This is a genomic window from Streptomyces zaomyceticus (assembly GCF_014656215.1).
In the GTDB taxonomy this organism is placed as follows: domain Bacteria; phylum Actinomycetota; class Actinomycetes; order Streptomycetales; family Streptomycetaceae; genus Streptomyces; species Streptomyces zaomyceticus.
Genome location: NZ_BNBZ01000056.1, coordinates 1 through 20,557 on the forward strand (window position 1 = coordinate 1; position 20,557 = coordinate 20,557).

Sequence of the window (20,557 nt, forward strand, 5' to 3'; positions counted from 1 at the left end):
CCGGGCGGCGTTCGCCGGACATCGCCCGGGCGGCGCGGGGCCCGGGCCCCCGGTGGCGTCCGCAGGCGCCCGGCTCGCGCGCACGCGCCAGTCCTCGCCCGGCGAGCGCGGCAGCCCGTCGAGACCGCGCCGGGCGTGACTCCTCACGGTGCCCCGGTGGCAACGGGCCGCGTCATTCGCATCGGTCGTGCGTCGTATCGTGGGCTTCATGACCGAACCTTCGCCGGGTCTCACCAGCGGCGCGGTCGCGCGCCGGCTGGGTGTCGCGCCCACCACCCTGCGCTCCTGGGACCGGCGCTACGGCATCGGCCCCACGGCCCATGAGAGCGGCCGGCACCGGCGATGGGCTCCCGGCGACATCGCCGTACTGCAGGAGATGTGCCGGCTGACGGCGTCCGGCGTCCCCCCGGCGGAGGCGGCCCGCGCCGCCCTGGCCGGGGCCGCGACGGCCGCGCCCGCCGCCGAGGAGGTCCCCGCCGGCCGGACGGCCAGGGAACCGGCCCTGGGCGACGTGCGACGGGAGCTGCGGGGGCTGGGCCGCGCCGCCCTCAGGCTCGACTCCGAGGCCATGGACGAGCTCCTGGAGTCCGCGGTCGCCCGGCACGGCCTGGTGGCCGCCTGGGAGGAGGTGATGGCGCCGGCCCTGCACGCGGTGGGCCGCAAGTGGGAGACCTCGGAGGACCGCTACGTCGAGGTGGAGCACCTGCTCTCCTGGCATGTGTCGACGGCGCTGCGCCGGGTCGGCGCGGCGGGGTCCGCGGGGCTCCCGGAGGCCGGCACTTCCCCGGTGCTGCTCGCCTGTGTGCCCAACGAGCAGCACACCCTGCCGCTGGAGGCACTGGCCGCGGGACTCGCCGAACTCGGGGTGCCCACCCTGATGTTCGGGGCGGCCGTGCCGCCGGAGGCCCTCGACCAGGCGGTACGGAGGACCGGTCCCTCCGCCGTCGTGCTGTGGGCGCAGGCCCGCTCCACGGCACACCACCCGCTGGCACGTCACGTCGCCGACACCTCGTGGGGCGTGAGGGGCGCCCGGACCAGGACGACGGTGCTGCTCGCGGGGCCGGGCTGGGCGGGCCGGACTCCCGGGCCGGGGATGCTGCGGCCCGTCGGTCTGCGGGAGGCCCTGTCCCTGCTGCGAGGCATCTGTACGGCGGCGCGGGGCGGCGAAGGGCCGGCCGTCCCGGCGGCCGGGTCCTGAACCGCGCACCGCGCTGCTCGGTCCCGGGGCTCCGTCTCAGTCCTGGCCGCGGGCGTGCCGGAAGCGGGCGAGCCCGTCGGCGAGTTCGACCACGGGGTCGGGGTAGTCGTGGCGGGCCCGTTCGAGGCCGGTCAGTTTCCAGGGCTCGTGGACCGCGGGGCCCTCGAGTCCGGCGAGTTCCGGTACCCATCGCCGTACGTAGGCGCCGTCGGGGTCGTACCGCTTGCCCTGGATCACCGGGTTGAGCACCCGGTTGGGGCGGCTGTCGGTGCCCGTGCCCGCCATCCACTGCCAGTTGAGCTGGTTGTTGGCGAGATCGCCGTCGACCAGCAGTTCCATGAAGTGCCGCGCCCCCTCGCGCCAGTCGATGTACAGCGTCTTGGTCAGGAACGAGGCGGTGAGCAGCCGCCCCCGGTTGTGCATCCAGCCCTCGTGGGCGAGCTGGCGCATCGCGGCGTCGACGACGGGGTAGCCGGTGCGGCCCTCCCGCCACGCCAGGAGGTCGGCGTCCGCGTCCTTCCCGCGCCGCCAGCGGTCGTGGCGGGTGCGGTAGTCGCCCGCGGCGGCGTCGGGGCGCGCGGCGAGGACCTGGTGGTGGAAGTCGCGCCAGCAGAGCTGGCGTACGAAGGCCTCGGCGCCCGCCCCGCCGCGCGACCGGGCACGGTGGACCACCTCGGCGGCCGAGACGGCACCGAAGTGGAGGTACGGCGAGAGGCGGGACGTCGCGTCGCCCGCGAGGTCGTCGTGGCCTTCCTCGTACGAGTCGGCGCCGCGCGCAAGCCATGCGGTGAGCAGGCCCCGCCCCTCCTTCTCGCCGCCGGCGGCGAGGCCCTCGGAGACGGCCGGGACGTCCGCGCGGGCCGGCACGTCCTCCGAGCGGATCCTCTCGGGTGTCCGGACCACGCGCGGCGCCGCGAGCGGCTCGCGCAGCCGCTCGCGCGACCAGCGCCGGAAGTAGGGGGTGAAGACCGCGTAGTGGTCCGAACCGTCCGGCGTCACGGCGCCGGTGGGCAGCGCGGTGACGACGGCGTCGTGGACGTACAGGCGTCGCCCGTCCGCTTCGAGGGCGCGGCGCAGCCGGTCCTCGCGTCGCCGGGCGAACCCGCTGCAGCCCGCCGCCATGTGGACGTCGTCGGCGTCGGCCTCCTTCACGACGGCGCACACCTCGTCGACGGGGTCGCCCGAGCGCACCACGAGCCGCCCGCCGCGCTCGCGCAGTCCGGCGTCGAGAGCCGTGAGACAGTCCGCGAGGAAGGCGTCCCGGTTCGGTGCCGCGCGGCCCGCGCGGGCCACGGCCGGATCCCGTACGAACAGGGGGACCACCTCGTTCCCCCGGCCCAGCGCGGCACGCAGGGGCGGATGGTCGTGGACGCGGAGGTCCGAGGTGAACAGGACGACCGAGACGTTCATGGCACCGCTCCTGGCATGGGGTCACCGGCCGGCTCGGAGACGCCGGCCCGGTGGTCGCTGTACTGACGTGCCGAGGCATTCGCCCCAGGGGGGCGCGCCGGATGCAGTCGGCGGGAGGCGGGGACGACGAGGAGCTCCCGGGGGTCGCCGCGGCGGCCGGCCCGGCTGTCCGGGTCCACCGTGCCCGGCCCGCTCCCGGGTCCCTCCGCGGCGCCCGGTCGGCCCGCCCTCCCCCCGGGCCTCGCCCTCCCCCCGTACCTCCCCGGTCCTTCACAGGCCCTGGTGCGGCCCGGTGTCGGGCCGGGGGCGGCCCGGGGAGGGGGAGCGGTGTCCGGAGGCAGCGCTGCCCGTCGGCCCGGCCGCTGCGGCCATCCCGCCCGTCCCGGTGGCCCCGGGCGCCCTGCCCGTCCTGGTGACCCCGACCTCACCGGCCGTCCCTTCAGCCTCGCTCGCCTCCGCCGTCAGCGCGATGTTGCGGGCCATTCCGCCGAAGACCACGGCGTGGAACGGCGAGATGCTCCACCAGTAGGCGTGACCGGCCAGGCCGTGCGGGTGGAACAGGGCCCGCTGGCGGTAGCGGGTCGCCCCGTCGCCGTCGCGCTCGGCGTACATCTCCAGCCAGGCCAGTCCGGGGAGCCTCATCTCGGCGCGCAGACGCAGCAGCCGGCCCCGTTCGATGTCCTCCACCCGCCAGAAGTCCAGCGAGTCGCCGGCTCTCAGGTGCAGGGCGTCACGCCGGCCACGGCGCAGACCGACGCCTCCGACGAGCCGGTCGAGCCAGCCGCGGACGGCCCAGGCCAGGGGGAAGGAGTACCACCCGTTCTCCCCGCCGATGCCCTCGACGACCTTCCACAGCGCCTGCGGCGACGCGCCGACGGTGAGCTCGCGCTCGTCGGTGTAGAGGCTGCCGCCCGCCCAGTCGGGGTCGGTCGGCAGGGGATCGCTCGGGGCGCCGGGCACGGACGCGGAGGACCAGCGGGTGATGATCCGGGCCTCGCGGACCCTCTGCAGGGCGAGTGCGAGCGCCCGGTCGAATCCGAGGGGGGCGTCGGGCGGGTCGGGCACCCAGTCGGCGATGTCGTGCTCGTCGCAGACGACCTCGTACCGGAGGGACTCCGCGAGGGGACGGGCGATGGACCGGGGCACCGGGGTGACCAGTCCGACCCAGTGGCTGGACAGACGCGGGGTGAGGACCGGCACGGGGAAGATGAGCCGCCGGGGCAGCCCCGCGACGGCGGCGTAGCGGCGCATCATGCCGAGGTACGTGAGGATGTCGGGGCCGCCGATGTCGAAGGCCCGGCTGACCTCCGGCGGCATCCGCGCGCTGCCGACCAGGTAGCGCAGGACGTCCCGGACGGCGATCGGCTGGATCCGGGTGCGGACCCAGCTCGGGGTGACCATCACGGGCAGGCGTTCGGTGAGGTAGCGGAGCATCTCGAAAGAGGCGGAGCCGGAACCGATGATGACGGCGGCGCGGAGCACCGTGGTGGGGACCCCGGATTCCAGGAGGATGCGTCCCACCTCGGCCCGTGAGCGCAGATGCGGCGAGAGCTCGCTGTCGGGGACTCCGCGGGGCGTGAGGCCGCCGAGGTAGACGATGCGGCCGACTCCGGCCTCCCGGGCCTGTTCGGCGAAGGTCCGTGCCCCGGCGCGGTCGGTGCGTTCGAAGCCGCGTCCGGCGCCCAGGGCGTGCACCAGGTAGTACGCGACGTCGACGTCGCGGAAGGCGGGCGCGAGGGTCTCGGCGTCGGTGACGTCGCCCCGGACGATCTCCACCTCCCCGGCCCAGGGGTGGTCCCGGAGTTTCGCGGGGGTACGGGCCAGGCACCGCACCCGGAACCCGGCCTCCAGGAGCTCGGGGACGAGACGCCCGCCGATGTAGCCGCTGGCGCCGGTGACAAGACACAGCGGGCCCGGGGTCTCGCGCGCCTCGGGTGTCTCACGGGTCTCGTGGGCCTTGCGGGTCTCGGGCGTCTCACGAGACTCAGGTGTCTCGCGGGTCTCGGGCGTCTCACGGGTCTCGTGGGGCTCGTGCGCCGACGCGTCGCTCATGAATCTGCTCCGTTCCGCTGTCGGGAGGGTGCCGCTGTCGGGGAGGGTGCCGGAGACGGTGCCGTGCTCCCCCGCCGGCCGGCCGTTCCCTCGGTTCACTGCTTCCCGTTTCTCCGTTCTCTCCCAGGGGTGTGGCCGCTTTCTCTTCCGCGGGTGCCGCCGCTGCGGATGCACGGGCCGGTTTCTATAGGCTGATCGTGTGGCCAGTACAGAGGGATCCGAGACCGGTGGAACCGCGCCCGGGCGCGCTCCGGGTGATGCGCTGAGTTTCGCTCGCGCGCTGCGGCGGACGAACGGTGAGATCAACCGTCTGGTCCATGGTTTCGCGGCTTCGCAGGGGCTGCATCCCACGGACGTGCAGGCGCTCTCGGTCGTCCTGGACAGCCCGGAGCCGCTGACGCCGGGCCGCCTGCGGGAGCATCTGGGGCTGACCTCGGGGGCGGTCACGGCCTGTCTCGACCGGCTCGAGCGGGCCGGGCACATCCGCCGCTCCCGCGAGAGCGCCGATCGCCGGGTCGTCCATGTGCATTACGTGGAGGGCGCGAAGGCCGCCGCACGCAGCTACTTCATGCCGCTGGCGCAGGCGGCGGAGCGGGCCCGGCTGCGGTTCGATGCGGAGGAGCTCGCGGCGGCGGTGCGTTTCCTGGACGCGCTGAACGAGGAACTCGGCGACCTGCAGGTCCCCCGCCGCTGACCGGGCGTCCGGCGCGCCGTCGCGCGCTCTCGCCACCCCATGGCACCGTGTACGGCCGCGCCGTGCTTCAATCTCTCTCAATCATTGAGATACTTTCTCCTTGAGATACTTGATTCCGTATCGAGAGACCCCTCCCTGGAGTCCGCATGCCCCGCCTCACACGAAGGGCCGCCCGTCTGCTGCCCCTCGTCCTGCTCGTCCTCTGGCTCGCCGTCGGCGGCGGCCTCGGCCCGTACGCGGGGAAGCTCGGCGAGGTGGCCACCAACGATCAGGCCGCCTTCCTCCCCCGCAGCGCCGAATCCACCCGGGTGATCGAGGCCCAGCGGGCCTTCCGCCAGGACGAGACCCTTCCCGCCCTCGTCGTCTGGACGTCACCGGGCGGCGGACCGGTCGACCCCGAGACCCGGGCCGCCGCCACCCGCGCGCTGGCCACGCTCACCGGGCAGCCCGGCGTCGTCGGCACGCCGACCCCGGCCCTCCCCTCCGAGGACGGAGAGGCGCTGCGCGGAGTCGTACAGCTCCGCCCCGACCTCGGCGAGGAGCTGACGCCCACACTCCAGAGGATCGACACGGCGGCCTCCTCGGTGCCCGGGACGACCGTATGGCTCGCGGGTCCCGCCGCCACCCAGGCCGACCTGTCGGACGCCTTCGCGGGCATCGACGGGCTGCTGCTCGCGGTCGCGCTGGTCACGGTGCTGCTCATCCTGCTGCTGGTGTACCGCAGTGTGCTGCTGCCGTTGATCATCATCGTCGGCGCGGTGCTCTCGCTCGCCCTCGCCTGCGCCATCGTGTACGTGCTCGCCGACCACGACATCGTCCGGGTCGACGGACAGGTCCAGGGCATCCTCTCGATCCTCGTCATCGGCGCCGCCACCGACTACGCCCTGCTCCTCGCGGCCCGCTACCGCGAGGAGCTCGCCGGACGTGACGGAGAGCGTGTCCCGGCCATGCGCGCGGCGCTGCGCCAGTCCGCCGGGCCCATCACGGCCAGCGCGGCCACCGTGGCGCTCGCCCTGCTGGCGCTGCTCTTCAGCGATCTGACGAACAACCGGGCCCTCGGCCCGGTGGGCGCCATCGGCATCGTCTGCGCCGTGCTGAGCACGCTGACCTTCCTGCCCGCCGTCCTGGTCCTGCTCGGCCGCGCCGCGTACTGGCCCTCCCGGCCGCAGGCCTCCGAGGCCGGGGGCGGCGGTCACAGCATCTGGCGTCGCGTGGCCGCGCTGGTGGACCGCGCCCCGCGCAAGGTGTGGGCGGCGACGCTCGCCGGGCTTCTCGCCTGCGCCGCCTTCGCCCCGGTCCTGGAGTCCAAGGGGGTTCCGCTCGACGAGATCTTCGTGAACGACGCCCCGTCCGTCGCCGCGCAGGAGCAGCTCGGACGTCACTTCCCCGCCGGCGCCGGCAACCCGGCGATCGTCATCGCCGACGCGGACACGGCGGCCGAGGTGACCGCCGCGGCCGAGCGCGTCGAGGGGGTGGACTCGGCCACCGCCGTCACCGCCTCCGGCCGCCCGGGGGCCGGAGCGCCGCTGGTCGTCGACGGACGGGTCCGGATCGACGTCACCCTGACCGACGCCGCCGACAGCGACGCGGCGAAGGCGGCGGTCGCCCGGCTCCGCACGTCCGTGCACGCGGTGCCGGGGGCGGACGCTCTCGTCGGCGGCTACACGGCGCAGCGGTACGACACCCAGCGGACCGCCGAGCGGGACCGGATGCTGATCGTGCCGGTGGTGCTCGCCGTCATCCTCGCGATCCTCATCGGCCTCCTCCGCTCCGTCCTGATGCCGCTGCTGCTCGTGGTCACCGTGGCCCTGAACTTCTTCGCCACCCTCGGCGTCTCGGCCCTGGTCTTCCGGTACGTCTTCGGCTTCAGCGGCACGGACTCCTCGGTCCCGCTGTACGGATTCGTGTTCCTGGTCGCGCTGGGCGTCGACTACAACATCTTCCTGATGTCCCGGGTCCGGGAGGAGTCGCTGCGGCACGGGGTCCGCGAGGGTGTGCTGCGCGGGCTGACGGCGACCGGCGGGGTCATCACGTCCGCCGGTGTGGTGCTGGCCGCCACGTTCGCGGCGCTGGGCGTCATTCCCCTCGCCTTCCTGGTGCAGATCGCCTTCATCGTGGCGTTCGGCGTCCTCCTGGACACCCTCGTCGTCCGTTCGCTGCTCGTCCCGGCCCTCGTACGGGACCTCGGCCCCGTCGCGTGGTGGCCGGGCAGGCTCAGCCGGGGCGCGACGGGGCGGGAGAACGGCGATACCGCTCGGGAGGGTGCCGGGCCTACTTAGGCATCAGCACGGTGTCGATGATGTAGACCGTGGCGTTGGCGGTGGGGACGTTGCCGCAGACCACCTTCGCGGAGTCGTTGACCGTGAAGGACTCCCCGGAGCCCTCGGTGGTCAGCCTGCTCTTCTGGAGGGTCTCGAAGGAGCCGTTCTCCAGCTGCTTCGGGGTCAGCTTCTCGCCCACGACGTGGTACGTGAGGATGTCCGTCAGCATCGCCTTGTCGGCGAGGACCTTGTCCAGGTCGGCCTTCGGGATCTTGGCGAAGGCGGCGTCGGTCGGCGCGAACACCGTGATGTTCTCCGCGTTGTTCAGCGTGTCGACGAGGCCGGCCTGCTTGACGGCCGTGACCAGCGTGGACAGTTCGGGGTTGTTCGACGCGGCCGTGGCCACCGGGTCCTTCGCCATCCCGTCGAAGGAGCCGGCACCCTCCTTCGGCACCGAGGCACACCCGGGGCCGAAGGGGCCGTCGGCGGCCGCGGCGGTCGTGGCCGACTGCGAGGAGGCCGCCGCCGGGGCCGCCGCTCCGTCACCGCTCGCCTCGGCCGAACAGGCGGTCAGGCCCAGCGGCAACAGCACGGCGGCGGTCACGGCGACGGCGGCACGACGGTAGGTCTGGGTGTTCATGATCACTCCTGGGGCCTGGGGTCCACCGGTCGGCGACCCGCACCAGTCATTCGGTGCGCGGCCGCGTCCGGATGCCTCCGTGAACCCGAATGAGTGATGAGGACCGGCCGACCCGCCCGGCGGGCGGGGCCGCGCGGAAAAACCTGCGACGCGACCCGTCCGCCGGGCGATCGGCTTCGAATCCCTCACGTACCCAAGTCGTTCCTGGAGGAATTCGCCGGTGACAGAGAACGTGTGGATCGGCGGTGTCCGGCCCGCGGCTCCGGATCTGCCCGAGCTGATGGGGCGCGTGGCGCTCGGTGACCAACAGGCCTTCACGGCCGTCTTCGAGGCCGTGTCCGGGCCGGTGCTGGGCCTCGTCCGCACCGTGCTGCGGGACTCCGCCCAGTCGGAGGAGGTCGCCCAGGAGGTACTGGTCGAGGTGTGGCGGACCGCGGCCCGCTACCAGCCCTCGCGGGGGTCGGTGATGACCTGGGTCCTGACGCTCGCGCACCGCAGGGCCGTCGACCGGGTGCGCTCCGAGCAGGCGGCGTCGAACCGTGAGAAGCGGGTGGCGCTCCTGGAGCACACGGCCGCCTACGACGAGGTGGTGGAGCAGGTGGAGGGCCGGCTGGAGCGGGAGCAGGTCCGGCGCTGTCTGCGTGGTCTCACCGAGCTGCAGCGCCAGTCGGTGACCCTGGCGTACTACCGCGGTCTCACCTACCGCGAGGTCGCGGAACTTCTGAGCGTGCCGCTGGGCACCGTCAAGGCGCGTATGCGCGACGGGCTCATCCGGCTCCGGGACTGTCTGGGGGTGGGCGTGTGAACGCCGTCGATCCGCACACGCTGACCGGCGCCTACGCGCTCGACGCACTGGACTCCGAGGAGCACGAGGCCGTCCGGCGCCATCTGGCGGAGTGCCCGTCGTGTGCCCAGGAGGTCCTGGAGTTCGCCGAGACCGTGGCCCGGCTCGGTGCCGCCGTGGCGGTTCCGACGCCCGCCACGCTGCGTTCGGGAGTGCTGGAGCGGATCGCGACCGTACGCCAGGAACCGCCGCCGACCACGAGGGCGGCGCGGATCCGGAACGGGCGGCGCGGCTTCCACCGGTGGTCGCACTGGGCGCTGGCGGCCTGTATCGCCGCGGCCGCGGGGCTCGGCGGTGTCGCGGTCCGGCAGCACGGTCTCGCCGAGGACGCGCGGCAGGAGACGGCCCGCGCGCGCCAGGCGAACGACGCCGTCGCCGAGGTCCTGGCCGCCCCGGACGCCCGGGTCTCCACCAGCCGGATCGACGGGGGCGCCGTGGGTACGGTCGTCGTCTCGGCCTCGCTCGACCGGGCGGTGTTCGCCGCCTCCGGGATGGCGCCGCCCCCGCCCGGCAAGGTCTACCAGCTCTGGTACGACGACGGAGGAGCCATGCGGTCCGCCGGGCTGATGGACGTCGGAGCGACAGCCGGGGCGACTCTCCTCGAAGGTCCGGTGGACGGGGCTTCGGGGGTGGGGGTCACCGTCGAACCGGCCGGTGGTTCGCCGAGCCCGACCTCCGCGCCGGTGGCGCTCCTCGCGCTCCCCACGGCCTGAGCGGAGCGGGGACACGCGTGCGTGTCCCCGCTCCCCCGCGCGTTCGGCTCTCCGCGGGCGGCTATTTCGTCTCGTCGGTCGGACCCAGGTGTTCGCCCGGCGTGGCCAGTTCCTCCACGGCTCCCGCGCCGACGACCGCTCCCGTGGACCTCTTGCCGCGCCGCAGCCGGCCTTCGAGCCGGGAGGCGAAGGTGGTGAGGGCGAAGTTGAGGAGCACGAAGATCACGGCGACGACGGTGAAGCAGGCGATCGTGTTGGCTCCGTAGTTGGCGCTCATCGGGCGGACGGAGGCAAGGAGTTCGGAGAAGCCGAGCATCGCGCCGCCGAGGGCGGTGTCCTTGACGATGACGACGAGCTGGCTGACGAGAGCGGGCAGCATGGCGGTGACCGCCTGCGGGAGCAGGACGTACGTCATGGTCTGGCCCTTGCGCATGCCGATGGCCTTCGCCGCGTCGGTCTGGCCGCTGGGCAGGGAGAGGATGCCGGCGCGGACGACCTCGGCGAGCACGGAGGCGTTGTAGAGGACGAGGCCGGTGACGACGGCGTACAGCGGGCGGACGTCCGGACTGATGTCGGTGAACTCGGAGTAGGCGGCGTCGGCGAAGAGCATGAGGATCAGGACCGGGATGGCCCGGAAGAACTCGACGACGGTGCCGGCCGCGCCGCGCACCCAGCGGTGCTCGGAGAGGCGGGAGATGCCGAGGAAGGCGCCGAGGGGCAGGGCGATCACCATGGCGAGCGCGGAGGCGATCACGGTGTTCTTGAGGGCGGGGAGGATGTACGTCTCCCAGAGCCGGGCGTCGGTGAAGAAGGGCGCCCACTTGGCCCATTCGAGTTGGTTCTTCTCGGCGAGGCTCGCCATGACCCACCACACCACGGCGGCGATGGCGACCACGAACAACAGCGTCCAGAGGAGGTTGCGCCGCCGGGCGCGCGGCCCGGGGACGTCGTAGAGGACCGTGGGCTTGCTCTTCACCGTTTCACCGCCACCTTCTTGGCCACCCAGCCGAGGAACAACCCGGTGGGCAGGGTGAGACAGAGGAAGCCGACGGCGAAGATCGCGGAGATGAGGATGAGTTGGGCCTCGTTCTCGATCATCTCGCGCATCAGCAGGGCCGCTTCGGCGACGCCGATGGCGGCGGCCACGGTGGTGTTCTTGGTGAGGGCGATGAGGACGCTGGCGAGCGGGCCGACGACGGAGCGAAAGGCCTGCGGGAGCACGATGATGCGCAGCACCTGCGGGAAGCTGAGCCCGATGGCACGGGCCGCCTCGACCTGCCCGAGGGGGACGGTGTTGATGCCGGAGCGGACCGCCTCGCAGACGAACGCGCTCGTGTAGGCGGTGAGCCCGAGGACGGCGAGCCGGAAGTTGATCGTCGTGAACCTGTCGGCGCCCAGGCTGACCCCGAGGGTCTGGAAGAGGCCGAGGGAGGTGAAGACGATGATGACGGTGAGGGGGATGTTGCGGACGATGTTGACGTAGCAGGTGCCGAAGCCCCGCATCAGAGGGACGGGGCTGACGCGCATCGCGGCCAGCACCGTCCCCCAGATCAGGGAGCCGATCGCGGAGTAGACGGTGAGCTGCACCGTCACCCAGAAGGCTCCGAGCAGGTCGTACCCCTGAAGGAAGTCGAACACGACGGCCTGCTCACTGGACGATGACGCCGATCTTCGGGGCGGGTTCGTTCTGGTAGTTCGCGGGGCCGAAGTTCTTCTTCACCGCCGCGTCCCAGGAACCGTCGGCGACCATCTTCTCCAGGGCCGTGTTGATCTTGGCCTTGAGCTCGCTGCCCTTCTGGACGCCGATGCCGTAGTTCTCGTTGCTCATCTTGAAGCCGCCGAGCTTGAACTTGTCCTTGAACTCGGCCTGCGAGGCGTAGCCGGCGAGGATCGAGTCGTCGGTGGTCACGGCGTCGATCACCCCGTTCTCCAGGCCGGTCAGGCACTCGGAGTAGCCGCCGTACTCCTGGAGCTGGGCGTCGGGGGCGATCTTGTCCTTGACGTTCTGCGCGGAGGTCGAGCCGGTGACCGAGCAGAGCTTCTTGTTGTTCAGGTCGGACGGCTTCTTGATCGAGTCGTCGTCGGCCCGGATCAGGACATCCTGGTGGGCCAGGAGGTACGGCCCGGCGAAGTCGACCTTCTCGGCCCGCTCGTCGTTGATCGAGTACGAGGCCGCGATGAAGTCCACGTCACCGCGCTGGAGCAGCGTCTCCCGGTCGGCGCTCTTGGCCTCCTTCCATACGATGTCGGACGGGTCGTGGCCGAGCTCCTTGGCGACGTACGTCGCCACGTCGACGTCGAAGCCGGTGTAGGTGCCGTCGGGGGTCTTCAGGCCGATGCCGGGCTGGTCGTACTTGATGCCGATGGTGATCTCCTCGCCGTTGTGGTCGCGGGGGACGGCCCCGGTCGCGCCGTTCGCGAATCCCGCGGAGGTGAGGGAGAGGACGACGGCCGCGGCGGCGGCCACGGTGGCCCTGCCGGTGCGGACGGTCGCCCTGCCGGTCCTGGTCGTGTTCATGAGGATCACCCCTGGGGGCTGCTGGTCGGGCGACGACCGTGGCTCAGTGGTGGAGGATCTTGGACAGGAAGTCCTTGGCACGGTCGCTGCGCGGATTGCTGAAGAACTCGTCCGGGGTCGTCTCCTCGACGATCCGGCCGTCGGCCATGAAGACCACGCGGTTGGCGGCGGAACGGGCGAAGCCCATCTCATGGGTGACGACCACCATCGTCATGCCGTCCCGGGCGAGTTGCTGCATGACCTCCAGTACCTCGTTGATCATCTCGGGGTCGAGCGCGGAGGTCGGCTCGTCGAAGAGCATCACCTTCGGATCCATCGCGAGGGCGCGGGCGATCGCCACGCGCTGCTGCTGGCCGCCGGACAACTGGGCCGGGTACTTGTCCGCCTGCGAGGCGACGCCGACCCGGTCCAGCAGGGCGCGGGCGCGCTGCTCCGCCGCCTTCCGGTCCTTCTTGCGAACCTTGATCTGACCGAGGGTGACGTTGTCCAGCACCGTCTTGTGCGCGAAGAGGTTGAAGGACTGGAACACCATGCCGACGTCCGCCCGCAGGGCCGCGAGTTCGCGCCCCTCGGCCGGCAGGGGCCGGCCGTCCACGACGATCTCTCCCTTGTCGATGGTCTCCAGGCGGTTGATCGCCCGGCAGAGCGTCGACTTGCCCGATCCGGACGGCCCGATGACCACCACGACCTCGCCGCGGTGAATCGTCAGGTCGATGGACTGGAGGACGTGCAGGGTGCCGAAGTGCTTGTCGACCTCGCGCAGCACGACGAGCGCGTCGCCGCCTTCCGGGACGGGCATGGCACCCTCCTGGCTCACACGGCCCCCGCTTGCCGCTCCCTCCTCACGTTCATGCTCCGCCCTCCGCCCGGCCCCCGCACGCCGGAGGGGGTGCACGCAGGGTGAGCGGGGGCCTCGCGAGGTGACCCCCGGCCGAGGGCCGGGGGTCACGGGGTGGAGCAGGGGCCGGCCGGGGGTCGGCCCAGAGCGGGGAGAGGCGGGGCAGGCGCGTGTCGGGGGCTGGGGCGGGGGCGGGGGCTGGGACGGTCAGGCGCCGGTTTCGCGTACGGCCAGCTCGATGAGGTCGCAGACCTCGAGGGGCCGGGAGGCGAGGGAGGCGTGGCTCGCGTCGAGCTCGACGGTCTTGCGCGGGTTCATGCGCGCGGCCATGCGGCGCTCGTTGTCCGGGTGGATCATGCGGTCCTCCGTGGAGACCTGGTAGTAGGTGGGCTTGGCCCGCCAGGCCGGGGCGGTGACGTTGTCGCCGAAGGTGGAGGCGAGCGGTGCCTTCTGGGTCACGGCCATGACCAGGGCCTCTTCCTCCGTCAAGTCCTGGGCGAAGCTGTCGTGGAACTTGTCCTGCGTGACCCAGAGGTAGCCGTCGGAGTCGGGGGCGATGTTCTCGAAGGCGGCAGGGGGGTGTTCCTGGCTGATCTGCCCGGGGCTCTCCCCGGCGTCGGGGGCGAACGCGGCGATGTAGACGAGGCCGGTGACGTTCGGCAGGTCGCCCGCCTCGGTGATCACGGCGCCACCGTACGAGTGGCCGACGAGCACCACGGGGCCGTCGACCTGCTTGACCATCTTGCGGGTGCGTTCGGCGTCGTCGGCGAGCGAGGTGAGCGGGTTCTCGACGGCGTGGAGCCGGTCGTGACCGCGTCGGTGGAGTTCGACGATCACCTTCGACCAGTGGGCGGCGCCGCCCCAGAAGCCGTGGACGAGGACGATCGCGGGCTTGTCTGCCATGGTTCCGTACCGATCTGCGCGAGGAATTGGGTCCCGCCCCTGCTCTCTCCCCGTACCCCCGTGGTCACGCTACGGGAGCGGTGCGGGGCCCGCATGTCCGGCCGGGGCGGGTGCGCGAAGGGCCGCACCGGCGGGCGCGATCCGGCCGCCGCCGGGTGCGGGGCCCGCGTACGCGCGCGTGGGGGCGGCCTGGCGGACACTGGGGGTGGGAGCCGAGTGCGCGAGGAGGGTCCGCCATGAGCAGTGCCGCACCGAAGGTCAGCACGTTGCCGCCGGAGCACCGGGAGCGCTTGATGGCCTTCGCCGAGGACGTGTACTTCGAGTCCGGTCACCGGCTGTTCGAGGAGCAGCAGCACGCCGACCGGTTCTGGATCGTGAAGACGGGCGCGGTGACGCTCGACGCGAAGGTGCCCGGCCGTGGGGCGCCCGTGATCGAGACCTTGCGCCACGGGGAGCTGGTCGGCCTGTCGTGGCTGTTCCCGCCCTACCTGTGCCAGTCGGGTGCCGAGGCGATGACACCGGTGCGGGCGCACGAGTTCGACGCGCCGGCCGTCCGGTCGATGTGCCGCTCGGACACGGAGTTCGGTGCCTCGGTCATGTTCTGGGTGGGGGCGATCCTCGCGAATCGCCTCCATGTGACCCGGGTCCGGCTCCTCGACCTGTACGCCCCGCACGGGAGCGGCATCCTGGCCTGAGCGCGCCGGCCCCCTCGTACCCGTCTACGAGGGGGCCGGCGCGTGCGGTCACTTCGCGTTGGCCGTGCCGGGCGATCCGGTTCGGGCGGACTCGCGCGCGGTGCAGGGGTGTTCGGTGGCCCTGCGGCGGTACGACGGGGGCGGCGCGCGGCAGGGCGGTACGGTGGGAGGGCGTGAGACGGGTGGTTCCCGCCCCCGGCTCGCCCCTCCCGCACACTCCGTCGACGATCTGCGAGGCCCGTATGAGCGATCCGGCGACGGCACGCGAGGCGATCGCCCTCGCGACCGACGGCGACTTCGCCGAACTCCCTTTCTCCGAGGATCCGTTGAAGGACGACGGGCCGATCGGCTGGCCCGGCTACTCCGACACGCACGCACGCGCCTCCGCCCGTACCGGCGAGACCGAGTCCGTGGTCTGCGGCACGGGCCGGATCGGCGGGGTGGAAGCCGTCGTGATCTCCTTCGAGTTCCGCTTCCTCGGCGGGTCCCTCGGGGAGCGGACGGGCGCGCGGGCCGCCGCCGCCCACGCGCTGGCCCGGGAACGGCGGCTGCCCGTGGTCGTCCTGCCCGCCACCGGCGGCAGCCGGATGCACGAGGGCATGCGCGCCCTGCTCCAACTCCAGTTCCTGGCACGGGAGTCGTCTCTCACCAGGGCTGCCGGGCTGCCGCAGATCGCCGTCCTGCGGGATCCGACGACGGGCGGAGGCTGGGCCACGCTCGGGGCCGGATCGGATGTGGTCCTCGCGCTGCCCGGCGCCCAGGTGGGCTTCGCCGGTTCCCGCGTCCGGCCGCCGGACGCCGACCCCGCCGCGTACACCGCGGAGGCGCAGCTCGCGCACGGCCACATCGACGCGATCGTGGCCCCCGACGTCCTCCGCCCCACCCTCGGGCACTGGCTCTCGCTGCTCACCCGCCCCGCGGAGGGCCCGGTGGCACCGCCGAGGGCGCTCGGCGGTGCGGGCGCGTCACCCGCCGCGAGCGGCCGGGAGGCCGTGGCGCGCGCCCGGCATCCCGAACGGCCCCGGGCGGCCGCGTACCTCGACGCGCACTTCACCGACCGCGAGGAGATCTCCGGAGACCGCTCCGGCGGCGTCGACCCCGGCATGCGGTGCGGCTTCGGCCGTCTCCCCGACGGCCGTACCGTCGCCTACGCGGCGCAGTGCGGGACCGCGACCCGCCCGGCCGGCTTCCGTACAGCCGCCCGCCTCGTCCGGCTCGCCGACCGGCTGGGCATCCCCGTCCTCACCCTCATCGACACCCCGGGGGCGGCCAACGACCCTGCGGCGGAACACGCGGGCGCGGGCCCGGCGATCGCCGATCTGTTCGCCGCCGTCGCCTCCGCGCGCGTCCCCCTCACCTCCCTCCTCATCGGGGAGGGCGGCTCGGGCGGGGCGCTCGCCCTCGCCGCCCCCGGCAACCTCTGGGCCACGCCCGACAGTTACTTCTCGGTGATCGCCCCGGAGGCGGCCGCGTCCATCCTCAAGCGCCCACCGGAGGAATCCGCCACGACGGCGGACCAACTCCGGCTGCGCCCGGAGGACCTCGTCGAGCTCGGCGTCGCCCGGGGCGTCGTGGAGCCCTAGGGGGTCCGGAAGCAGGCCGCGAATCCTGAGCCCGCCGGCCCGGACCTGGCGAACATGACCCCCCGGGTTCTGCGTGCCGGGAAGCCCCCCGGCCCCGCGCAACAAAATAGTAGCCATGTACATAGTAGCCATGTACTGTATCCATCGTGAGTACAGCAGCCAAAAGCGCCACGGCAGGCTTCCTGGTCTGGCGCCTCTCGATGAAGTGGCGGGTCGCCGTCGACCGGGCGGTCGCACCCCTGGGACTGACCCATGCCCAGTACGTGGTGGTGGCGTCGCTGTACGGCATGTCGCGCTCCGGGCTCCGGCCCAGCCAGCGGCGGCTCGCCGACCACACGGGACTCGAACCGCTCTACGTGTCCAAGCTCGCCCGTGCCCTGGAGACCGCCGGGCTCGTCGCCCGCACCAGGGACCCGGACGACCCCCGCGCCATGCAGTTGTCGCTCACCGAGCAGGGGCTCGACGTCACGCGCAGCGCCATCACGGTGGTCCAGGACCTGCTGGACCAGCTGCTGGAGCCGCTCGGCGGCCGGGACAGCCCGCGCACGGAACAGTTCACCGGCGAGCTCGCGACCCTGCTCGACGTACCTCTCGAACCACTCGACCCATCCGCACCACTCGCCCCATCCGAACCGCAGACCGAGAACGACGAGGAGCAGTCATGACCACCACCGCACCCCCCGTCAACGCCCGGGTCCTGGCCCTGGCCCACCACGCCGGACGAGCCCTCCTCGAGCGCGCGCTCGCCCGCCACGGCACCACGTTCCACCAGAGTGTGACGCTCCGGGCCGTCATGGCCGCGGGCGGGACCGTCGGGCGCGACGAACTCGTCGGCGACGTCACCGGTTCGCTGAAGACCGAGGCCTCGGTCGTACGCGGCACGATCGACGAACTGACGGCCGCGAAGCTGCTGGAGGAGGACCCCGCCGAGGCGGGCCGCCTGCGGCTCACCGACGCCGGACGGGAACGGTACGAGAGCACCGCGGCCGAGGGCGCCGGGATCGCCGCCCGGCTGTACGGCGGGATTCCCGAGGAGGACCTCGCGGTCGCGGGCCGGGTCCTGGCCCTGGTCACGGACCGCGCGAACGCCGAGCTGGCCGGCGTCTGAGGTTCCGTCCGGCACTCGACCACCCCCCGTCAGTAGTAGCGGCGCATGATCTCGTCGGCCCAGCCGGGCTGGGTGGTCGGGCCCTGGGGGCCGAACTCGGTCATGTACGGCTTGATGTCGAGGACCGGCGTGCCGTCGACCGCGTCCAGGCCCCGCACATGGACGTCCAGCCCCTCCGTGCGGAGCAGTCGGCAGCGGGAGACGCCGATGCGGTTCGGACGGTTCTTGCCGCGCTGGGCGAAGATCCCGACCAGGGGCCACTCGGCGTTGCCGCGCGGGTGGCGGGCGCCGCTCTCGACGGCGTCGGGGCGCACACGGTCGAAGTGGTAGACCACCTCCAGGTGCGAGAAGGCGTCCAGACCGGCGAGCGCCTCGGGGCCGAACGCCTCCGCGTCCAGCCTGATGACCGACACGACACCGCCCCAGTCGTCGTCCCGCACCTCGTCGCGCCCGCCGACGACATGACCCACCGGGTGCACGACGACGGTCGACCTGTTGTGCTCCTGCGCCATGGGTGCCTCTCCCTCTTCTCCGCCCCCGGAGGGGTGCCGTGACGGGGACGCTATCGCGCCTCGAAAGCCCGTCCTCGAACCGCCGTCCTCGAACGACCGTCGTCGAAAGACCGTCAGATGCCGGGCCCGTAGCCCGGGTCGGGGGCCTGACGCGGATGCCACACGGCCGAGACACCCCAGAGGCCGAGCGCGGCCACGGCGACGCACACCAGGAACGCCACCCAGGGGCGCAGCCATCGTGTCGCCGCCGCCCAGGTCATGGGCGGGACCAGGAGGCCGGCGAGGAGGATCAGCGGTACCTCGACGAGGATGACGCTCCAGTCCCGGGCGTGCGCCTCGAAACCCCCCTCGATGCTGAACGCGGCCCGGGGCAGCGCGTAGATCCCGGCGACGGCGACTCCGGCGACGGCGAGCAGACAGCCGACGGCACTCTCGGCCCGGTCGTCGGCGACGTCGTCGCCGTCGCCGTCGTTGCCGTTGCCGTCGTCGCCGTCCACGGCTCCGGGAGCCTCCGTGACGTCGTCGGGCTCGGGCAAGGCGTTCTCGGTCATGTCCGGGAGGGACGCGGGACATCTCCGTCCGGTTCCGCACACCGGTTCGACCCGCCCGGGGGCGGCAGCGGCCGCACGGCTCGCCGAACAGGTCGCCCCGGGCGACCATGGGATACGGGAACCGCCCGGAGACAGGCGACGACTGGGACCGACTGGGAGGACCTCTTGGCGCGTACCGGCACCACCGACGTACTGATCGTGGGCGCGGGTCCCGTCGGCCTGAGCGCCGCCGCCGAGCTGCGCCGACACGGGGTGAGCTGTCGGCTCGTCGACCGGCTGCCCGCCCGGCTCCCGTACGCCAAGGCGGTCGGGATCCAGCCGCGCACCCTGGAGCTCTGGGACCGGATGGGTCTGGTCCGTGCCGTCCTGGAGACCGCCGTCCCCATGCGCGGCCAGCTGACCTACGTCGACGGCAGGGAGGCGGCTCGGATCGACCTCGTACTGCCCCCGGAGGTGCCGTACGGGTTCGCCGCCCTGCCGCAGTACGAGACCGAGCGGCTCCTGGAGGAGTACCTCGCGGGACTCGGGACGGCCATCGAACGCGGCACCGAACTCGTCTCGTTCCGCCAGGATCCCGACGGCGTCACCGCCGAACTGCGGACGGCGTCGGGGGCCGCCGAGGAGCTGCGGGTGCGCTATCTGATCGGCTGCGACGGAGCGCACAGCATCGTCCGCAAGACACTGGGGCTGTCGTTCGAGGGCGGCGCGTTCCCGGCCACGTACATGCTCGGCGACGTCGTGGCCGAGTCCGACTGGGAACTGCCCGAAGGGTACGCGCTCCGCTCCGAGCACCGCGGGGCCGACGGGTCCACCGACGACGTGCTGGTCTGCATCCCGCTGCCCGGAGCCGGGCGTTATCGCATGTCGATGATGGTCCCGCCCGAACTGACCGCGCCGGCGAACGCCCCGGACGGGGTCGCCCACGGTCTCGACGGCGGGCGGGGCCCCGACCTGTCCCATCTCCAGGCGGTGGTGGACCGGTTGGCTCCGGGCCCCACCCGGCTCTCCGGGCTTCGCTGGTCCTCGGTCTTCCGGATCAGCCATCGCATCGTCGACCGCTACGGCGAGGGACGGGTCTTCGTCGCGGGCGACGCCGCCCACATCCATCCGCCGACGGGCGCTCAGGGGATGAACACGGGTGTCCAGGACGCCGTCAACCTGGGCTGGAAGCTCGCGCTCGTGGTGCGGGGCGAGGCCGGACCGGGGCTGCTCGGCAGCTACGACGCGGAACGCCGCCCGGTGGGCGAGGAGGTCGTCGGCCGTACCGTCCGGCACTCCACGCAGGGCTTCGAGACCGACCCCGACGATCCGCGGACCCTGCTCCTCCGTGAGGCCCAGCTGCTCGTCGGCTACCGGAACGGTCCGCTCTCCGGTGTCCCGTACGGGCCGGTCGGGGCTCCGCAGCCCGGCGACCGGGCGCCGGACTGCACCGGGCTGACCACCCCGATCGCCGTCCACCCGTTCCGGCTGCTCGACGTCCTGCGCGGCCACCCGGGGCACGTGGTCCTGCTGTACGGGCCCGAGGGCGCCGAGCTGGCCGCGGCGGCGACGGAGGCGAGCGCGTGCGGCGGGCTGCTGCCCCTCACCGTCCTCGCCGTACTGCCCGAAGAGGCACCCGAAGGGGCAGCGGAAGGGGCGACGGGGAGGGCCGGGGCGGCAGGGGCGGATGCCGCCGGGTCGACCCCGCCGTCCCCTCCTCCGGATCTCGGTGTGCCGGCGTACCGCGACGCCGCCGGGGAGTTCGCACGGCTGTATCTCCCCGACGGCGGCACCGGCTTCGTCGTGCGTCCCGACGGGCAGCTCGCCGCCCGGTTCCCGCTCGGCGGTACCGCGGCGGCCCTGTCCGGCTGCCTCAGGGCGCTGTCCGTACCGCTGGGGAACCCTTCGGCCGCCGTCTGACGAGCGACCGGGGTGCGGGACCCGGCGGTGGACCGAGGAACCCTAGGGCGTGTCCGCAATGTCAGTTGGGGAGCCATAGTCGCAGGCAGGCGATGGTGACCAGGGCTTTGTAGTGGCGGGCTCGTTTGTCGTAGCGGG

The 20,557-nt window shown here is 73.0% G+C and carries 20 protein-coding genes; 10 read left to right on the top strand and 10 right to left on the bottom strand.

Going from position 1 to position 20,557, the window contains the following annotated elements; genetic code table 11:
• Positions 1 to 208: 208 nt before the first annotated feature.
• Positions 209 to 1,198 carry a MerR family transcriptional regulator gene (locus IE311_RS35645; protein ID WP_189836052.1) on the top strand — a complete coding sequence of 330 codons (990 nt, stop codon included), beginning with the start codon at positions 209 to 211 and terminating at the stop codon, positions 1,196 to 1,198.
• 36 nt (positions 1,199 to 1,234) lie between these two features.
• Here the strand turns inward: IE311_RS35645 and IE311_RS35650 are convergent, their stop codons facing one another.
• Both IE311_RS35650 and IE311_RS35655 read right to left on the bottom strand, forming a co-directional pair.
• The gene (locus tag IE311_RS35650) at positions 1,235 to 2,608 is read right to left on the bottom strand and encodes a cryptochrome/photolyase family protein (RefSeq protein WP_189836053.1); all 1,374 of its coding nucleotides are present in this window, start codon (positions 2,606 to 2,608) and stop codon (positions 1,235 to 1,237) included.
• Between the two features lie 270 nt (positions 2,609 to 2,878).
• Positions 2,879 to 4,660, bottom strand: coding sequence for an SDR family oxidoreductase (locus tag IE311_RS35655; protein WP_189836054.1), 1,782 nt, complete (start codon positions 4,658 to 4,660; stop codon positions 2,879 to 2,881).
• Between the two features lie 199 nt (positions 4,661 to 4,859).
• Here IE311_RS35655 and IE311_RS35660 point away from each other — a divergent pair, with 199 nt between their 5' ends.
• Both IE311_RS35660 and IE311_RS35665 read left to right on the top strand, forming a co-directional pair.
• Positions 4,860 to 5,354, top strand: coding sequence for a MarR family winged helix-turn-helix transcriptional regulator (locus IE311_RS35660; protein WP_189836055.1), 495 nt, complete (start codon positions 4,860 to 4,862; stop codon positions 5,352 to 5,354).
• Positions 5,355 to 5,500: 146 nt separating this feature from the next.
• Complete coding sequence (locus tag IE311_RS35665; protein ID WP_189836056.1) at positions 5,501 to 7,633, top strand: MMPL family transporter; 2,133 nt, start codon at positions 5,501 to 5,503, stop codon at positions 7,631 to 7,633.
• On the opposite strand, the gene IE311_RS35670 is transcribed toward IE311_RS35665, so the two are convergent.
• Positions 7,626 to 8,255 carry a fasciclin domain-containing protein gene (locus tag IE311_RS35670; protein WP_189836057.1) on the bottom strand — a complete coding sequence of 210 codons (630 nt, stop codon included), beginning with the start codon at positions 8,253 to 8,255 and terminating at the stop codon, positions 7,626 to 7,628. The two genes, IE311_RS35665 and IE311_RS35670, sit on opposite strands and share 8 nt — an antisense overlap.
• Positions 8,256 to 8,475: 220 nt before the next feature.
• On the opposite strand from IE311_RS35670, the gene IE311_RS35675 reads away from it, so the two are divergent.
• Both IE311_RS35675 and IE311_RS35680 read left to right on the top strand, forming a co-directional pair.
• Positions 8,476 to 9,060 (top strand): sigma-70 family RNA polymerase sigma factor, encoded by a 585-nt coding sequence (locus tag IE311_RS35675; RefSeq protein WP_268257229.1) that lies wholly within the window; start codon positions 8,476 to 8,478, stop codon positions 9,058 to 9,060.
• Positions 9,057 to 9,812, top strand: a complete 756-nt coding sequence (locus tag IE311_RS35680; RefSeq protein ID WP_189836058.1) for an anti-sigma factor — start codon at positions 9,057 to 9,059, stop codon at positions 9,810 to 9,812. Before IE311_RS35675 ends, IE311_RS35680 begins: the two co-directional genes overlap by 4 nt.
• Before the next feature lie 61 nt (positions 9,813 to 9,873).
• Here the strand turns inward: IE311_RS35680 and IE311_RS35685 are convergent, their stop codons facing one another.
• From IE311_RS35685 to IE311_RS35705, 5 genes are all read right to left on the bottom strand, one after another.
• Positions 9,874 to 10,788, bottom strand: coding sequence for an amino acid ABC transporter permease (locus tag IE311_RS35685; protein ID WP_189836059.1), 915 nt, complete (start codon positions 10,786 to 10,788; stop codon positions 9,874 to 9,876).
• On the bottom strand, positions 10,785 to 11,450 hold the full coding sequence (locus IE311_RS35690) for an amino acid ABC transporter permease (RefSeq protein WP_189836060.1): 666 nt from the start codon (positions 11,448 to 11,450) through the stop codon (positions 10,785 to 10,787). The genes IE311_RS35685 and IE311_RS35690 overlap by 4 nt, the downstream gene beginning before the upstream one ends.
• A 10-nt stretch (positions 11,451 to 11,460) precedes the next feature.
• Positions 11,461 to 12,330, bottom strand: coding sequence for a glutamate ABC transporter substrate-binding protein (locus IE311_RS35695; protein ID WP_189836061.1), 870 nt, complete (start codon positions 12,328 to 12,330; stop codon positions 11,461 to 11,463).
• Positions 12,331 to 12,373: 43 nt separating this feature from the next.
• Complete coding sequence (locus IE311_RS35700; RefSeq protein ID WP_189836062.1) at positions 12,374 to 13,129, bottom strand: amino acid ABC transporter ATP-binding protein; 756 nt, start codon at positions 13,127 to 13,129, stop codon at positions 12,374 to 12,376.
• Between the two features lie 246 nt (positions 13,130 to 13,375).
• The gene (locus IE311_RS35705; RefSeq protein ID WP_189836063.1) at positions 13,376 to 14,071 is read right to left on the bottom strand and encodes an alpha/beta hydrolase; all 696 of its coding nucleotides are present in this window, start codon (positions 14,069 to 14,071) and stop codon (positions 13,376 to 13,378) included.
• 236 nt (positions 14,072 to 14,307) lie between these two features.
• Between IE311_RS35705 and IE311_RS35710 the strand changes: the two genes are divergently transcribed.
• The 4 genes from IE311_RS35710 to IE311_RS35725 all read left to right on the top strand — a co-directional run bounded on the left by IE311_RS35710 (position 14,308) and on the right by IE311_RS35725 (position 17,457).
• Positions 14,308 to 14,766: a cyclic nucleotide-binding domain-containing protein gene (locus IE311_RS35710; protein WP_189836064.1), complete on the top strand. Its 459-nt coding sequence runs from the start codon at positions 14,308 to 14,310 to the stop codon at positions 14,764 to 14,766.
• A 242-nt stretch (positions 14,767 to 15,008) separates the two neighbouring features.
• The gene (locus IE311_RS35715) at positions 15,009 to 16,349 is read left to right on the top strand and encodes a carboxyl transferase domain-containing protein (protein ID WP_189836070.1); all 1,341 of its coding nucleotides are present in this window, start codon (positions 15,009 to 15,011) and stop codon (positions 16,347 to 16,349) included.
• A gap of 146 nt (positions 16,350 to 16,495) precedes the next feature.
• Positions 16,496 to 17,014: a MarR family winged helix-turn-helix transcriptional regulator gene (locus tag IE311_RS35720; protein ID WP_189836065.1), complete on the top strand. Its 519-nt coding sequence runs from the start codon at positions 16,496 to 16,498 to the stop codon at positions 17,012 to 17,014.
• Positions 17,011 to 17,457: a MarR family winged helix-turn-helix transcriptional regulator gene (locus IE311_RS35725; RefSeq protein ID WP_189836066.1), complete on the top strand. Its 447-nt coding sequence runs from the start codon at positions 17,011 to 17,013 to the stop codon at positions 17,455 to 17,457. The genes IE311_RS35720 and IE311_RS35725 overlap by 4 nt, the downstream gene beginning before the upstream one ends.
• Positions 17,458 to 17,486: 29 nt before the next feature.
• On the opposite strand, the gene IE311_RS35730 is transcribed toward IE311_RS35725, so the two are convergent.
• The gene (locus tag IE311_RS35730) at positions 17,487 to 17,969 is read right to left on the bottom strand and encodes an SAM-dependent methyltransferase (RefSeq protein WP_189836067.1); all 483 of its coding nucleotides are present in this window, start codon (positions 17,967 to 17,969) and stop codon (positions 17,487 to 17,489) included.
• Positions 17,970 to 18,082: 113 nt separating this feature from the next.
• Positions 18,083 to 18,520 (bottom strand): hypothetical protein, encoded by a 438-nt coding sequence (locus IE311_RS35735; protein ID WP_229902374.1) that lies wholly within the window; start codon positions 18,518 to 18,520, stop codon positions 18,083 to 18,085.
• A gap of 165 nt (positions 18,521 to 18,685) precedes the next feature.
• Here IE311_RS35735 and IE311_RS35740 point away from each other — a divergent pair, with 165 nt between their 5' ends.
• Complete coding sequence (locus IE311_RS35740; RefSeq protein ID WP_189836068.1) at positions 18,686 to 20,419, top strand: FAD-dependent monooxygenase; 1,734 nt, start codon at positions 18,686 to 18,688, stop codon at positions 20,417 to 20,419.
• The last annotated feature ends 138 nt before the right edge of the window (positions 20,420 to 20,557 follow it).

Bases quoted from the DNA above. Each gene is read 5' to 3' on its own strand.
- IE311_RS35710 (WP_189836064.1), top strand. From the start codon at position 14,308: ATGAGCAGTGCCGCACCGAAGGTCAGCACGTTGCCGCCGGAGCACCGG.
- IE311_RS35695 (WP_189836061.1), bottom strand. From the start codon at position 12,330: ATGAACACGACCAGGACCGGCAGGGCGACCGTCCGCACCGGCAGGGCC.
- IE311_RS35730 (WP_189836067.1), bottom strand. From the start codon at position 17,969: ATGGCGCAGGAGCACAACAGGTCGACCGTCGTCGTGCACCCGGTGGGT.
- IE311_RS35670 (WP_189836057.1), bottom strand. From the start codon at position 8,255: ATGAACACCCAGACCTACCGTCGTGCCGCCGTCGCCGTGACCGCCGCC.
- IE311_RS35705 (WP_189836063.1), bottom strand. From the start codon at position 14,071: ATGGCAGACAAGCCCGCGATCGTCCTCGTCCACGGCTTCTGGGGCGGC.
- IE311_RS35650 (WP_189836053.1), bottom strand. From the start codon at position 2,608: ATGAACGTCTCGGTCGTCCTGTTCACCTCGGACCTCCGCGTCCACGAC.
- IE311_RS35700 (WP_189836062.1), bottom strand. From the start codon at position 13,129: ATGCCCGTCCCGGAAGGCGGCGACGCGCTCGTCGTGCTGCGCGAGGTC.
- IE311_RS35645 (WP_189836052.1), top strand. From the start codon at position 209: ATGACCGAACCTTCGCCGGGTCTCACCAGCGGCGCGGTCGCGCGCCGG.
- IE311_RS35725 (WP_189836066.1), top strand. From the start codon at position 17,011: ATGACCACCACCGCACCCCCCGTCAACGCCCGGGTCCTGGCCCTGGCC.
- IE311_RS35655 (WP_189836054.1), bottom strand. From the start codon at position 4,660: ATGAGCGACGCGTCGGCGCACGAGCCCCACGAGACCCGTGAGACGCCC.
- IE311_RS35715 (WP_189836070.1), top strand. From the start codon at position 15,009: ATGAGCGATCCGGCGACGGCACGCGAGGCGATCGCCCTCGCGACCGAC.
- IE311_RS35735 (WP_229902374.1), bottom strand. From the start codon at position 18,520: ATGACCGAGAACGCCTTGCCCGAGCCCGACGACGTCACGGAGGCTCCC.
- IE311_RS35665 (WP_189836056.1), top strand. From the start codon at position 5,501: ATGCCCCGCCTCACACGAAGGGCCGCCCGTCTGCTGCCCCTCGTCCTG.